General features: G+C 40.6%; 13 protein-coding genes, 4 tRNA genes and 1 other RNA gene. 10 read left to right on the forward strand and 8 right to left on the reverse strand.

The window, feature by feature from the left end; genetic code table 11:
• Positions 1–31: 31 nt before the first annotated feature.
• Positions 32–343, forward strand: coding sequence for a helix-turn-helix domain-containing protein (locus L5B83_RS03065; RefSeq protein ID WP_265777544.1), 312 nt, complete (start codon positions 32–34; stop codon positions 341–343).
• Positions 229–1,248 (forward strand): tyrosine-type recombinase/integrase, encoded by a 1,020-nt coding sequence (locus L5B83_RS03070; RefSeq protein ID WP_265777545.1) that lies wholly within the window; start codon positions 229–231, stop codon positions 1,246–1,248. The genes L5B83_RS03065 and L5B83_RS03070 overlap by 115 nt, the downstream gene beginning before the upstream one ends.
• Before the next feature lie 49 nt (positions 1,249–1,297).
• Here L5B83_RS03070 and L5B83_RS03075 read toward each other — a convergent pair.
• Together L5B83_RS03075 and gltX are read right to left on the reverse strand one after the other, a co-directional pair.
• Positions 1,298–1,373, reverse strand: a tRNA-Ala gene (locus L5B83_RS03075).
• Between the two features lie 78 nt (positions 1,374–1,451).
• Positions 1,452–2,894, reverse strand: a complete 1,443-nt coding sequence (gene gltX, locus L5B83_RS03080; RefSeq protein WP_265777546.1) for a glutamate--tRNA ligase — start codon at positions 2,892–2,894, stop codon at positions 1,452–1,454.
• A 173-nt stretch (positions 2,895–3,067) separates the two neighbouring features.
• Between gltX and L5B83_RS03085 the strand changes: the two genes are divergently transcribed.
• The 3 genes from L5B83_RS03085 (at position 3,068) to L5B83_RS03095 (ending at position 3,400) form a co-directional block, all read left to right on the forward strand.
• A tRNA-Val gene (locus L5B83_RS03085) sits at positions 3,068–3,143 on the forward strand.
• A 39-nt stretch (positions 3,144–3,182) separates the two neighbouring features.
• Positions 3,183–3,258 (forward strand) — tRNA-Val (locus tag L5B83_RS03090).
• A 66-nt stretch (positions 3,259–3,324) separates the two neighbouring features.
• Positions 3,325–3,400, forward strand: a tRNA-Val gene (locus L5B83_RS03095).
• Between the two features lie 512 nt (positions 3,401–3,912).
• On the opposite strand, the gene rraB is transcribed toward L5B83_RS03095, so the two are convergent.
• From rraB to trkA, 3 genes are all read right to left on the reverse strand, one after another.
• A complete protein-coding gene (gene rraB, locus L5B83_RS03100) occupies positions 3,913–4,326 on the reverse strand; it encodes a ribonuclease E inhibitor RraB (RefSeq protein ID WP_265777547.1) in 414 nt (137 codons plus the stop codon).
• 105 nt (positions 4,327–4,431) lie between these two features.
• Positions 4,432–4,833: a large-conductance mechanosensitive channel protein MscL gene (gene mscL, locus L5B83_RS03105; RefSeq protein WP_265777548.1), complete on the reverse strand. Its 402-nt coding sequence runs from the start codon at positions 4,831–4,833 to the stop codon at positions 4,432–4,434.
• 88 nt (positions 4,834–4,921) lie between these two features.
• Positions 4,922–6,298, reverse strand: a complete 1,377-nt coding sequence (gene trkA / locus L5B83_RS03110; RefSeq protein ID WP_326938358.1) for a Trk system potassium transporter TrkA — start codon at positions 6,296–6,298, stop codon at positions 4,922–4,924.
• Between the two features lie 409 nt (positions 6,299–6,707).
• Here trkA and xerC point away from each other — a divergent pair, with 409 nt between their 5' ends.
• Positions 6,708–7,598, forward strand: a complete 891-nt coding sequence (gene xerC, locus L5B83_RS03115; RefSeq protein ID WP_250350988.1) for a tyrosine recombinase XerC — start codon at positions 6,708–6,710, stop codon at positions 7,596–7,598.
• 33 nt (positions 7,599–7,631) lie between these two features.
• Here the strand turns inward: xerC and L5B83_RS03120 are convergent, their stop codons facing one another.
• From L5B83_RS03120 to L5B83_RS03130, 3 genes are all read right to left on the reverse strand, one after another.
• Positions 7,632–8,207: a 5-formyltetrahydrofolate cyclo-ligase gene (locus L5B83_RS03120; RefSeq protein WP_265777549.1), complete on the reverse strand. Its 576-nt coding sequence runs from the start codon at positions 8,205–8,207 to the stop codon at positions 7,632–7,634.
• 10 nt (positions 8,208–8,217) lie between these two features.
• Positions 8,218–8,414, reverse strand: a non-coding RNA gene (gene ssrS / locus L5B83_RS03125) — 6S RNA.
• A gap of 85 nt (positions 8,415–8,499) precedes the next feature.
• Positions 8,500–8,802 carry a cell division protein ZapA gene (locus tag L5B83_RS03130; RefSeq protein WP_250350990.1) on the reverse strand — a complete coding sequence of 101 codons (303 nt, stop codon included), beginning with the start codon at positions 8,800–8,802 and terminating at the stop codon, positions 8,500–8,502.
• Positions 8,803–8,946: 144 nt separating this feature from the next.
• Between L5B83_RS03130 and L5B83_RS03135 the strand changes: the two genes are divergently transcribed.
• The 4 genes from L5B83_RS03135 to L5B83_RS03150 are packed head-to-tail and all read left to right on the forward strand — an operon-like array spanning position 8,947 to position 13,213.
• Positions 8,947–9,492 (forward strand): UPF0149 family protein, encoded by a 546-nt coding sequence (locus L5B83_RS03135; RefSeq protein WP_250351606.1) that lies wholly within the window; start codon positions 8,947–8,949, stop codon positions 9,490–9,492.
• An 11-nt stretch (positions 9,493–9,503) separates the two neighbouring features.
• On the forward strand, positions 9,504–10,817 hold the full coding sequence (gene pepP / locus L5B83_RS03140; RefSeq protein ID WP_250350991.1) for a Xaa-Pro aminopeptidase: 1,314 nt from the start codon (positions 9,504–9,506) through the stop codon (positions 10,815–10,817).
• Positions 10,818–10,835: 18 nt separating this feature from the next.
• Positions 10,836–12,047 carry a 2-octaprenyl-6-methoxyphenyl hydroxylase gene (gene ubiH / locus L5B83_RS03145; protein ID WP_265777550.1) on the forward strand — a complete coding sequence of 404 codons (1,212 nt, stop codon included), beginning with the start codon at positions 10,836–10,838 and terminating at the stop codon, positions 12,045–12,047.
• Positions 12,044–13,213 (forward strand): FAD-dependent monooxygenase, encoded by a 1,170-nt coding sequence (locus L5B83_RS03150; RefSeq protein ID WP_265777551.1) that lies wholly within the window; start codon positions 12,044–12,046, stop codon positions 13,211–13,213. Before ubiH ends, L5B83_RS03150 begins: the two co-directional genes overlap by 4 nt.
• The last annotated feature ends 312 nt before the right edge of the window (positions 13,214–13,525 follow it).

Consider the following 13,525-nt stretch of genomic DNA (forward strand, 5'->3'; position numbering starts at 1 on the left):
CCGCTAGTCGGGGCTTTTTATTGGAGGGAATATGGAATTTGTAGACACAACCAGAGCAGCAGAGATCCTTAATATGCACAAAGTAACCGTAAGAGAAAAAGCCGCTAGACAAGAAATACCTGCTTATAAAGTCGGTAAGCATTGGAAATTTGATCCTAAAGAGCTTGAGTTTTTTGTAAAAAATAGTCAAAATCGCCCCGAACAAGAGATGGGGCATAAGGAGAATTTATGTCACGTCAACTCATCTCTCTCAAGAAGAGAGGCGAAATCTGGCATTACTCGTACACCTCACCAACAGGTGATCGGGTACGCCGAAGCTCTCGGACTACCGACAAAAACCTAGCAACGCAATTAGCCTCCAAAGAATACAATGAATGTTGGCGAGTATTTAAACTCGGTGAGCGTCCAGAATACTACTGGCAAGAGGCTGTTGTTCAATGGCTTGAAGAAAAGCCGAAACGTAAACAAGATCGTAATATGATTTATGGATTGCGTTGGCTTGATCGGTATCTTGGGAATAAAAAACTAAATGAGATCGACCGTAATCTGATCAAGTTTATTCAAACTGAAAAAGCAAAAGAGGGCGTTAAAAATCGGACTATTAACGCTATTTTGCAACAGATTAGAGTGATACTCAGAGCTGCAGTTGAATGGGATTGGCTAGATAAATGCCCCGCAATAAAACTCTTGCCCGAACCTAAGCGACGCATTCGCTGGCTGACGGAAAGCGAAGAAATGAGGTTAATGCAAGAATTGCCAGAGCATTTAAAAGCCATCGTACAATTTGCAATTTTAACGGGGTTAAGGATGTCAAACATAACTCAATTAAAGTGGTCGCAAATTGATTTGCCGAAAAAACTTGCTTGGGTAAATTCAGATGAGTCAAAGACGGGAAATAGCATTGGCATCCCGCTCAACGATAAAGCCATTGAAGTTATTATAACACAGTTTGGTAAACACAAAGAAAACGTGTTTACTTATAAAGGTAAGCCAGTAAGAATAGCAAATACAAAAGCATTTCGTAATGCTTTAAGTCGCGCAGGCATAAAGGATTTCCGATTCCACGACTTAAGGCATACTTGGGCTACAAGGCATATTATGTCTGGAACACCTTTATATGTATTACAAGAACTTGGCGGCTGGAGCAAAACAGATACTGTCCGAAAATATGCACATCTATCTGTTGAACATTTACATAGCCACGTTAACAATGTTCAGCTTTTTGGCACAAAATTGGCACAACACTAGATATAAAAAAATCTTATCAACGATAACTTATTGATAAGATTAAGAAATCTGGTGGAGATAATCGGGATCGAACCGACGACCTCTTGAATGCCATTCAAGCGCTCTCCCAACTGAGCTATATCCCCTTAATGCTGAGCTATGATAATTAGCAGAATGAATGCTGTCAATATTAAATTTGTTGCATTCATTCGCTAGATTAAATATTAAGCGTTTTGTGCTTGAATAAAATCGATGGCTTTTTGAATACGTGCCAATGAACGTTCGCGACCGATACCCACAAGGGTGATATCCATTGAAGGGGATTGTCCTGCTCCTGTAACGGCAACACGTAATGGCATACCCACTTTCCCCATTCCTACCCCCAACGCTTCCGCCGTTTGCTCAATGGCTTGGTGAATTGGTTCGGCTGTCCATTGAGGAAGTGCGGTTAATTTTTCTTTTACTTTTTCAAGTGCATCAATTGCACCAGATTTAAAGTGTTTTTTCACCGCACTTTCATCAAAATGATCAAACTCTTCAAAGAAGTAACGGCTTGCACTTGCCATTTCTTTCAATGTTTTACAACGCTCACCAAGCATAACGACAATATCACTTAATGCAGGACCATTGGTGGTATCAATGCCTTGCTGTTGATAATGCCAAGCAAGGTGTTTAGCAACATATTCTGGTGGTAATTCACGAATATAGTGATGATTTAGCCACAAGAGTTTTTCCGTATTGAATGCACTTGCAGATTTACTCACTTGAGTTAATTCAAACAGCTTGATCATTTCTTCTACAGAGAAAATTTCTTGATCGCCATGCCCCCAACCTAAACGCACCAAATAATTGAGTAAGGCTTCCGGTAAAAAACCATCATCACGATATTGCATAACACTCACTGCCCCGTGGCGTTTTGATAATTTTTGTCCATCATCACCTAAAATCATAGAAACGTGTGCATAAGTTGGAATTGGCGCGCCTAATGCTTTTAATATGTTAATTTGACGCGGGGTGTTATTAATATGATCTTCACCACGCACAACGTGTGTGATACCCATATCCCAGTCATCAATCACAACACAGAAGTTATAGGTTGGTGAACCATCGGTACGGCGGATAATTAAATCATCAAGTTCGCGATTGCTAATTTCAATACGTCCACGCACCGCATCATCAAATACGACAGAACCTTCTTGTGGGTTTTTGAAACGTACAACGTGAGGTGCATCGGGATTCTCAGGTGCGTGATGTAAGCAATACCCATCATAACGTGGTTTTTCTTTATTTTTCTCTTGCTCACTGCGTAAATGTTCTAAACGTTCTTTAGAGCAATAACAACGATAAGCCAAACCTTGCTCAAGCATTTGATCAATGACTTGATTATAACGATCAAAGCGTTTTGTTTGGTAATATGGCCCATGCTCCCAAGCTAAATTTAACCATTCCATTCCTTCTAAAATTGCTTGTGTTGCTTCAGGTGTAGAACGTTCTAAATCAGTATCTTCGATGCGTAATACAAATTCACCTTGGTTATGTTTTGCAAATAACCAAGAATATAATGCCGTTCTTGCTCCTCCAACGTGCAGATAACCCGTTGGGCTAGGAGCAAAGCGAGTACGAACTTTCACAGAGGGATCTAAAGTAAATAAGGGTTCAGCTTTCATTTTATAACCTTGTTCGATAGAAAAAATTAAATCGGCGGTATTGTACTATGAGTTATCCGAATTCACGATAAAAAAAGAAAATTTATGTCTATTTTTACAACACTTAGACAAAAATAACTAAAAATGTATTGACTGTATGTTGAGAATACTTATAATGCCAACCCACAACACAAGGGCGATTAGCTCAGTTGGGAGAGCACCTCCCTTACAAGGAGGGGGTCACTGGTTCGAGACCGGTATCGCCCACCACTTTTTTAAGGACTTGTGTTGTAATGCTTAAACTCACGTGGGCGATTAGCTCAGTTGGGAGAGCACCTCCCTTACAAGGAGGGGGTCACTGGTTCGAGACCGGTATCGCCCACCACTCAAGTTTAAGTTCCCATTTAGCTTTTGCAAAGTTAAATCCGATAGCTAGAAATAGCATTCTATCGGGCGATTAGCTCAGTTGGGAGAGCACCTCCCTTACAAGGAGGGGGTCACTGGTTCGAGACCGGTATCGCCCACCAATTAAGCATTCATCTTTTATAGTCAGAGTTTATTCTAAGTAAAACTTTCTTATTATTTCCAACTTTATTTTGGTATTACCATAGGTTTTGTAATCACTGATGTAACTGTTTGGTTTTATTATTTTCAATAATGTGTTATTTCATCGTATGCGGGCTTTACGAAAAATAAGCGAGACCTTAAAGTATAAAATAATGTAGCTTGTTTATCATAAGCTTAATTTTATAAGACATATATGGGGAATAAAGCGTTATATGTCGACAAGAAGTTTAAATTATCCTTACACGCCACCAACAAGGGTGCTGATAATCTAATCTGTACAATATGGGGATAATTTTTCACGATATTAACTGACTTATTTTATGTAACGATGTAAAGAAAGGTAGATAGTTAAAATTAAATGGATTGCGTTTAATAGAATATGGAACGCAATCCATTTTTAACTTGCCTGAGTTTAATCTATCATTTTCTTACAAATAAAGTGCGGTGTGATTTTTAAAAATTTTGTGCAATGTTATTCTTCATCATCAAAAAATTCACCATCTTCGCCATATTCATCGTCTTCAGCATTAGGATCTTCAAAATATGTTCCCCAGCCGTCATAAATGCCGTTGAATTTAGCGATAAGTGGAAATAATTCTTTTTGTTGTGCATCAATTAATTCAGCCTTTAATTCAATTTCGCTAATAGCATCAAAGGAATAAGAGATCTTGCCAGTTTCTTCCTCTTCCCACTCTTCTGCATCAGACACTTCATAGCCAGCCTTAAATACATCAACAGCAATTTTTTCTAATTGTTCAAAATCATTATGAGAAATATGATGCTCAATAATATAAAGTGCTTCCGGATCGCTACCGTCATTGAGTAAATTCTGAATAATTTCACGCGTTTCTGTTTGCGCATCTTCAATATGCGGAATGGTAGTCATTGGATTTCTCCTTTTATATGTAAGGTAAATATATGTCCTTATTTTACTACGTTATCCAAATTTAAGATAAAAAAAATCTTCCACTTTCGGAAGATTTTTATCACACTATTTTTTTTCTAATAAATCACGAATTTGAGTAAGTAATTTTTCTTCATTTGAAGGTTCAGCAGGTGCTGCTGGCGCTTCTTCTACTGGTTTCTTCATTTTGTTGATGCCTTTGATAACCAAGAAAATGGCAAATGCAATAATAACGAAATCAACAACATTTTGGATAAATGCACCGTAATTTAATGTTACTGCTGGCACATCGCCCACCGCTTCTTTTAATACAAGGTGTAAATCTTTGAAATCTACGCCACCAGTGAATAAGCCTAATACTGGCATAATCACATCGCCCACGAATGAACTTACAATTTTACCAAATGCGCCACCGATAACCACACCGACTGCCATATCTACAACATTTCCACGCATTGCAAATTCGCGGAACTCTTTCATAAAACTCATAAAATACTCCTAAATAAAGGCTGAAAGGATTAATCAGCGGCGGCTATTATATGAACTAAAGCCAATAAGTACAGTACTTTTTTCATTTCTAGATAAAAAATGCACTAGGTTGGAATAATTTTTCTACCTCTGGAATATATTTTTTATCACTTACATATACCACAATGCGATCATTTTCTTCAATCACTACCCCTTTTCTCGCAATCATCACATCTTCGCCACGTAATATTGCACCAATAATCGCGCCTGCAGGAAGTTTAATTTCAGATATTTTGCGTCCAATTACATTAGAAGAGCTAGCCTCACCATGCACAATAATCTCTAAGGCCTCCGCAACACCATGACGTAAAGAAACAACATTGCCTACATCACCTTTACGAATATGACCCAACAGCGCAGAAATCGTGGCTTGTTGAGGAGAAACCACAATGTCTAACGTGCCTCCTTGCAATAAATTAATGTATGCCATTCGTTGAATCAGTACCATTGCCTTTTTCGCACCAAGCCGTTTTGCCAATAATGCAGACATAATGTTAGCCTCATCATCACTGGTGAGCGAAAGAAAAACATCAATATTTTCTATGTGCTCTTCAAATAGCAAGGATTGATCTGAGGCATCACCGCAAAAAACCAAGGTTTTTGATAAACGCTCAGCCAAAGCGGTGGCTCGCTCAGGATTACGTTCGATCAATTTGACTGAACATTGCTCTTCCAAACGTTTTGCAACCCCACTTCCAACATTCCCCCCACCAATAATCATAATGCGTTTATAAGGTTTTTCTAGACGCTGTAATTCACTCATAATGGCTTTAATATGAATTGTGGCACAAATAAAGGTAACTTCATCCCCCGCTTCAATAATGGTTGATCCTTGTGGGCGAATCACTTTATCCTGTCGCAAAATAGACACGACACGGCAATCAATATGTGGCAAATGTTCTTTCAACACCGACAAGGCATAGCCCACCAAAGGTCCCCCATAATAGGCTTTCACCACCACGATACTAATCCGCCCTTCGGCAAAATGAGAAACTTGTAACGCACCGGGATAAGCAATCAAGCGAACGATTTCATCAGTTACTAATTTTTCAGGAGAAATAATATGATCGATCGGGATAACATCCGATTGAAATAATTTATTTTTCTCACGCAAATAATCAGCACTACGAATACGCGCAATTTTCGTTGGTGTATTAAACAAAGTATAAGCCACTTGGCACGCAATCATATTGGTTTCATCTGAATTAGTTACCGCCACGACTAAATCTGCATCCGCCGCGCCTGCCTCGCGTAAGACTCTTGGTGATGAGGCAATCCCATTCACGACACGCAAATCGTGCTTATCTTGTAACGCAAGCAGACGTTCTGCTTCATTATCGACAAGCGTAATATCATTATCTTCACTGACCAAATTGGCTGCCAATGTTGTCCCTACCTGCCCTGCACCTAAAATAATAATTTTCATTGTTGTGATCTCTGTATGTATGCGGTTTGGTTCACTGCAAATTATTGCCTCTTTAATTTGCTATAAAATGAGAGATAAAGTGCGGTGTAATTTTTTCAAATTTTTAGGGCTATCGCGCTGGTTACACAAAGACTACATCATTGATGCGTTCTAATCGCCCCCTGTTAGCTAAGCACCGCAATTATTTCATTATTATGACATAAAAACACTCGAAACAGGAACGGGGTAAAAAAATCGCAGATTTTGATGAAGATCTTTATGCGCTAGAAAAATATCGAACACCGCGTTATATGCACTGAAACCTAGAGGGTGATGTTGGTCATTATATGGAAATTTTGCTGAATAAATTTGTAAAAATTTATTGATACTTTAGAATAACGATATTTTTCTTTGTCTTACATTTCTAGCTATGCAACAACACCTCAACACCTACTGGAACTACCTGCGTATTGAACGGCAAGTGAGCCCACATACATTGAGTAATTACCAGCGTCAGCTTGAGGCGGTGGTGGCGATGTTGCAGGAAAATGGGATAACACAATGGCAAGATATTACACCAAGTATAGTGCGGTTTGTCTTGGCGCAGAGTAAAAAGGCAGGCTTACACGAAAAAAGTTTGGCTTTACGATTATCTGCATTGCGTCAGTTTTTGAGTTATTTAGTTCAGCAAGGCGTGCTTGCTGTCAATCCTGCGGTTGGCGTTTCTGCGCCTAAACAAGGAAAACATTTACCAAAAAATTTGGATAATGAACAGGTTCAGCAATTATTAGCTAACGACAGTAAAGAACCAATAGATTTACGCGATAAAGCGATGTTGGAATTAATGTATAGCTCAGGTTTACGTTTATCTGAATTGCAAGGATTGAATCTAAATAGCATTAACACACGTGCGCGGGAGGTACGTGTCATTGGGAAAGGGAATAAAGAACGTATTTTGCCTTTCGGTCGTTATGCCTCTCACGCCTTACAACAATGGTTAAAAGTGCGGTTGTTATTTAATCCAAAAGATGATGCTTTATTTGTGAGTCAATTAGGCAATCGAATGAGCCATCGTTCTATTCAAAAGCGAATGGAAGTGTGGGGAATTAAGCAAGGGCTATCTAGCCATTTGAACCCTCATAAATTGCGCCATTCTTTTGCCACACATATGCTTGAAAGTAGTTCCAATTTACGCGTGGTACAAGAATTGCTTGGACACAGTAATCTCTCTACCACGCAAATCTATACTCACCTTGATTTCCAACATTTAGCACAGGTTTATGATTCCGCACATCCAAGAGCGAAACGAAAAAAATCGTAAAAATTGCACCGCTTTTAGGGGGCTATCCACTTATCACCCCACAAACACCCCAAACAAGGGGATATCCCAACTTTCTATGGGTAATGCGTCCACTTGTTGGCATTGGTGAGCTAAGCCGATAGGAAGGAAGTTTTTTTGTTGCCAGTTTTGTAATGTTCTGTCATAAAAGCCACCGCCCATTCCAAGACGGTTGCCTTGTTTATCAAAGGCAACAAGTGGGGTGAAAAGAATATCAAGTGCATTGGTTGGAAGCACATTTCGTACATCTAATTTAGGTTCTAAAATACCAAATTTGTTTTTTTGTAATGGACTATCTGATTGATAGCGGAGAAATAACAAATGATTCGCTGCAAAAGGATGTAATACGGGAAGATAAACAAAGAGGTTTTGTTGCCACAATTTCTGAATAAGCAGTTTGGTTGAGATTTCTCCGTCAAAAGAAAGGTATAATCCAATATGTTTAGCCTGTTTTTGCGTGATAAAATCAAGCGCTTGTTGGGTAATATTTTGTTCAGCAAGGCTTTGTTGAGCAGGGCTAAGAGATTGTCTTAATTGACGAATGTGTTGGCGAATAATTTGACGCTGTTGATTGCAGGTTGTAAGGTTCATTGCATTGACGGAAGAACCCGAGATGCCGTTGTGGATGGTCGGTCCTTGAACCCTACGGTTCAAGGGAATCAGTCATTATCGTTTTTAGGCTTCTTACATCAGGGCTTGCGCCAAGGTAAGCTTGCACACCAACAATAGGAAACCAATTCATAAGATGTTAAGTATCGGCTCAGGGACGTAACCCACTGGCGAACATCTCAGGTAATCTTTAAATTTGTGGTAATACTAACGCAATTTAGTCGTATTGACTAGCTTAATTTTTCCAATTCTTGGTTAAGATCATATTATTTCATCAAGTATTGGTTTTTTGTGCCAAAATGCCTTCTAAAGAATTATCCAGTTGTCTGATTTGTGTGCTAACGACTTGTTCAATTTTCTGCGTAACTTGCTGCTGTTGGATAAGTTCATAACTTAGGTTTAATGCCACGATAGAAAGCACTTTCTCTAATTGCAATATCCCTGTGCGTTCCTTCATTTCAGATACTCGTTGATCTAATGCGCGAGCAGCTTGGCGTAAGGCATCGTGTTGATCTTCTTGACAATTTAAACGTAACACCTGTCCTAATACAGATAATTCAATGCTTTGCGATGACATACTTATCCTCAGTGAAAATAAATTTTTTGCTATTATGCCATAGCAAATATTTTTCGTCATAAAAATCCGCCTGATTGTGGTTAGCTTAATCTAACAGTGCTAAACTACGCCTATCTTTAGCAAAAGGAAAAAATTATGTCTGATATTCTCTCTTATGACGAATTAGCCCAAAAACTCCGTCAAGCCACCATTCCTGTTACTGCTGCCGAATTACACGGCTTGCTTACTGGCTTAATTTGTGGCGCGGCAAGTGAGCAAAAATGGCCCATTTTTATGAATGAATTTACCAATAATGGTGAGGCCTACCCTACCGCTTTATTAAAAGACATATCGGCACTTTACCACGATATTCAGCATCACCTAGAAGATATTGATAGCTTCAATTTTCAACTTTTCTTGCCAGAAAACGGCGATGTGTTTAACGAAATTGATGCCCTTTCAGAATGGACAAGCCACTTTTTGCTCGGTTTAGGGCTAGTGCAAGCTCAAATGGATAAAGAAACGGGTGAAATTGGTGAAGCGTTAGATGATCTGCAACATATTGCGGTATTAGCTTATGAAGAAGATGACGATCCTGAAGAACTGGCGGAATCCTTAGAACAAGTGGTGGAATATGTCCGCACCTTGGTGGCGGTGCTTTATGCCCATTATCGCCCTTATCAGGCTCAACAAAAAACCGTATTACACTAAGGAGAAAGACGATGGATCTTGCTTATTTAGCCCAAATCCCTGCTGACGAATTTGTCCAACGGCGTGAAAAATTGCTGGCACAAATGGCGGATAATTCCTTAGCCATTATTTTCTCGGCACAAGAACAGGTGCGTAACAACGACAACCATTATCCCTTCCGCCAAGACAGCTATTTTTGGTATTTCACCGGCTTTAATGAACCTGATGCGATTTTGGTATTAGCCAAAACGGCACAACACGCTCGCACCCTATTGTTTTTACGTCCTTCTGATCCTCTAATGGAAACGTGGAACGGACGTCGCTTGGGCGTGGAAAGTGCCGCGGCTAAATTAAACCTAGACGAAGCCTATTGTATTGAAGATTTTGTGCCACAATGGCAAAAAATCAGCAAAAATTTCACCGCACTTTACCATAACCCCGTCTCTCAGCCTTGGGGTAATCAGCGGCTTAAAGAAAGTGCGGTGCAATTTTCGCAAGTTTTTAATTGGGCAGACTATGTAGATGAAATGCGTTTAATCAAATCAGCGAATGAAATTGCCTTATTACAACAAGCAGGGCAAATTACCGCCCTTGGGCATTTACACGCAATGAAACAAACGCGTCCAAACCGCTTAGAATTTGAAATTGAAGGAGAATTGCTGCACGAATTTAACCGTTTTGGCGCACGTTTCCCTTCTTTTAACTGTATTGTTGCAGGAGGCGATAACGCTTGTATTCTGCATTACAATGAAAATGATCAGCCTTTGAAAGAGGGCGAATTAGTGCTAGTCGATGCAGGCTGTGAATTTGCCTACTATGCTGGCGATATTACGCGTACTTATCCCGTTAATGGCAAATTCAGCCAAGCCCAGCGAGATATTTATGAAATCGTGCTAAATGCACAAAAACACGCCATAAAATCTTTGGTGGCAGGCAATAATATTCAGCAAGTGAATCAAGACGTTATCCGCATTAAAGTGGAAGGCTTGGTACGTTTGGGTATTTTGCAAGGCGAGGTGGAACAACTGATTGCAGAGGAAGCCTACAAAGCCTTTTATATGCACGGTTTAGGTCATTGGCTTGGCATTGATGTCCACGATGTGGGGCGTTATAGCCTTAAAACAGACAGCAAATTACGCGATCGCCCATTAGAAGTGGGGATGGTGCTAACGGTTGAGCCGGGCTTATATATTCCAACCAATGCCGATGTGCCTGAGCAATATAAAGGCATTGGCGTTCGTATTGAAGATGATATTGTGATCACAGAATATGGCAACAAAGTGCTAACCAGTGCCGTACCAAAAGAAATCGATGAAATCGAACAAGTGATGGCACAGAACGCGTAAAATTAAAATGGGGCAGAAATGGAACAAATTGAGCATTATGATGTGATTATCGTAGGCGGCGCAATGGCAGGTTGCACCCTCGCTTTAGCCTTAAGTGCGCAAACACAAGGCACAATGCGCATTGCGTTACTAGAAAAACAAGCCCCGCAACAGCATCAGCAAAGCGGTTTTGATGCGCGTTGCATTGCCCTTTCAGCGGGAACTTGCCAACAACTTGCTTGGCTCACTTTACCTAATACGCAATCATTATGGCAACAAATGTCTCCCCTTGCCTGCCCTATTGAGCATATTCACGTTTCTGATAAAGGACACAGTGGCTTAGTGGAATTTCACGCCGATGAATTTCAGTTAAAACAACTGGGTGCAGTGGTTGCATTGCAGCCGATAGGCGAAATATTGCTTGCGGCAATCAAACACTATGACAACATTGATTATTTTTCCCCGATGGATATTGCACAAATTCAGTTTGATAAAGAGCGGGTGAAAATTTCGCTAAAAAACCACCGCACTTTATCTTGTCAGCTTATTATCGGCGCGGATGGCACTCAATCTTTGGTGGCAAAATCAGCCAACATTGCCATCAACAAGGTGCGTGATTATCAACAAACGGCGATTATCACCAATCTTCAAGTGCAACAGCCTCATCAACAGCGTGCGTTTGAACGTTTCACTGCGGAAGGTCCGCTTGCATTATTACCGATGACAGATAATTTGATGTCCTTAGTCTGGTGCGTAAAAGATCCTCAATATTTAATGGGGCTAACGGACGACGCCTTTCTTGCTCGTTTGCAACAACACTTCGGCTGGCGGCTCGGCAAATTGCAGCAATGCGGCAAGCGTTTTGCGTATCCTTTGGCGTTATATCAAGCCAGCCAGCATATTCATCACCGCACTGCGCTGATCGGTAATGCTGCACAAACCTTGCATCCCATTGCGGGACAAGGCTTTAATCTGGGGATGCGTGATGTCATTTGCCTTGCCAAGTTATTAAGCCAAGCCTTTATGCAAGGGCAAGATCTCGGCACATACGCCTTATTAAAGCAATATGAAAAAGCACGCCAAGCGGATCAAACGCAGTTAATCAACTTAACGGACGGCTTGGTTTCGCTCTTTGCCAATACATTATTGCCATTACAAATTGGACGAAATTTGGGGCTAATGGCAATGGCGCAATCTCATTTACTCAAACAACACTTTATCAAACCGACATTAGGGTGGTTAGCACAATGAAAAATTTTGATCTCATTATTATCGGTGGTGGAATGGTGGGGCTGGCACTTGCCGCCAAATTAAAACATACCGCAATGCGCATCGCCCTAATCGAATCTCATCCGCCGCATTTTTCTTCCACGCATATCGCTTATCGTGTGAGCGCCTTGAACCTTGCCAGTGAGCATTTTCTGCAAGAACTCAATGCGTGGCAAACCATTCAAACGACGCGCGCAACGGCTTACGATAAAATGTCTGTGTGGGAAAAAGATAGCTTTGCCAAAATTGAATTTGATACCAAAGGGTTAGGTATTTCTCACCTTGGGCATATTGTGGAAAATCCGATCATTCAGCATAGCCTTTGGCAACAAGTGGACGCACAAGAGAATATCGAGATTTTCACCGAGACGGCTCAGAATATCGGTATTAACGAAAGCAGCGCGATTCTTACCTTAACTGATGGGCAAATGTTAGTGGGAAAATTAGTTGTGGGCGCAGATGGAGCAAATTCTTGGCTGCGGCAAAAAGCCAATATTCCGCTTATTTTCCGTGATTACGGGCAATATGCGTTGGTCTGCAACGTCAAAACCGCAGAGCCACACCAACACTGCGCAAGACAAATTTTTGCCCCCGACAGCATTTTAGCATTCTTACCGTTACATCAAGAAAATCTCTGTTCTATTGTGTGGTCACTTCCACCAGAGCAAGCTAAACAACTGCGAGATTGCAATCTTGCACAATTCAACAAACAGCTAAGCATTGCTTTTGATAATCAGCTTGGGCTATGCGAATGTCAAAGCGAACGTCAAGCGATTCCACTCACCGCGCGCTATGCACGCAACTTCGCGCAGCCGCGTATCGCTTTAATTGGCGATGCAGCTCACACCATTCATCCACTGGCAGGACAAGGGGTAAACCTAGGCTTGCAAGATGCGTTACTGCTTGCCCAAGAAATTGAAAAACACGTTGCATTAGGTTTAGACATCGGCGAATATCGCAATCTGCGTTACTACGAACGTACGCGTAAAACAGAAGCAGTAAAAATGCTCATCGCAATGCAAGGCTTAAAAGATCTCTTTGCCGGCAACAATCCACTAAAAAAACTCGCCCGCGGCATCGGACTTCGCGCCACAAATCAGTTTGGATTGTTAAAAGAACAGCTTATTCGTCAAGGATTAGGGATTTGATTTCAAAAATGTTCATTCTTGGGTATTTTTATCATTGCAAGATCACGATCTCAACGACACTATTTTTTCCTTTAATAAATAATTTGAAATAAGGTAAGGCAGTTCGACATACAGCAGGCTAGCACAGCCTGATTTCAGCATTGAGCGATGATAAATCAAAAGTGCGGTCGTTTTTTCTCTTTTTTATCCATAACATCACGTTTTTAATGAATTCGTCTTTTATCCATTACCATACTTACGCAAACGTTTTCGTTTTGCTAAAAATTCCTCTATAATAGCCAAGTTTTTCATTAATCTAACCAATGGTAAGTC

The organism is Avibacterium sp. 21-599, from assembly GCF_026226765.1.
Lineage (GTDB): Bacteria > Pseudomonadota > Gammaproteobacteria > Enterobacterales > Pasteurellaceae > Avibacterium.

What these genes read in the sequence shown, in the direction of transcription:
- L5B83_RS03065 (WP_265777544.1), top strand. Translation starts at nt 32, where the DNA reads ATGGAATTTGTAGACACAACCAGAGCAGCAGAGATCCTTAATATGCAC.
- L5B83_RS03070 (WP_265777545.1), top strand. Translation starts at nt 229, where the DNA reads ATGTCACGTCAACTCATCTCTCTCAAGAAGAGAGGCGAAATCTGGCAT.
- gltX (WP_265777546.1), bottom strand. Translation starts at nt 2,894, where the DNA reads ATGAAAGCTGAACCCTTATTTACTTTAGATCCCTCTGTGAAAGTTCGT.
- rraB (WP_265777547.1), bottom strand. Translation starts at nt 4,326, where the DNA reads ATGACTACCATTCCGCATATTGAAGATGCGCAAACAGAAACGCGTGAA.
- mscL (WP_265777548.1), bottom strand. Translation starts at nt 4,833, where the DNA reads ATGAGTTTTATGAAAGAGTTCCGCGAATTTGCAATGCGTGGAAATGTT.
- trkA (WP_326938358.1), bottom strand. Translation starts at nt 6,298, where the DNA reads ATGAAAATTATTATTTTAGGTGCAGGGCAGGTAGGGACAACATTGGCA.
- xerC (WP_250350988.1), top strand. Translation starts at nt 6,708, where the DNA reads ATGCAACAACACCTCAACACCTACTGGAACTACCTGCGTATTGAACGG.
- L5B83_RS03120 (WP_265777549.1), bottom strand. Translation starts at nt 8,207, where the DNA reads ATGAACCTTACAACCTGCAATCAACAGCGTCAAATTATTCGCCAACAC.
- L5B83_RS03130 (WP_250350990.1), bottom strand. Translation starts at nt 8,802, where the DNA reads ATGTCATCGCAAAGCATTGAATTATCTGTATTAGGACAGGTGTTACGT.
- pepP (WP_250350991.1), top strand. Translation starts at nt 9,504, where the DNA reads ATGGATCTTGCTTATTTAGCCCAAATCCCTGCTGACGAATTTGTCCAA.
- ubiH (WP_265777550.1), top strand. Translation starts at nt 10,836, where the DNA reads ATGGAACAAATTGAGCATTATGATGTGATTATCGTAGGCGGCGCAATG.
- L5B83_RS03150 (WP_265777551.1), top strand. Translation starts at nt 12,044, where the DNA reads ATGAAAAATTTTGATCTCATTATTATCGGTGGTGGAATGGTGGGGCTG.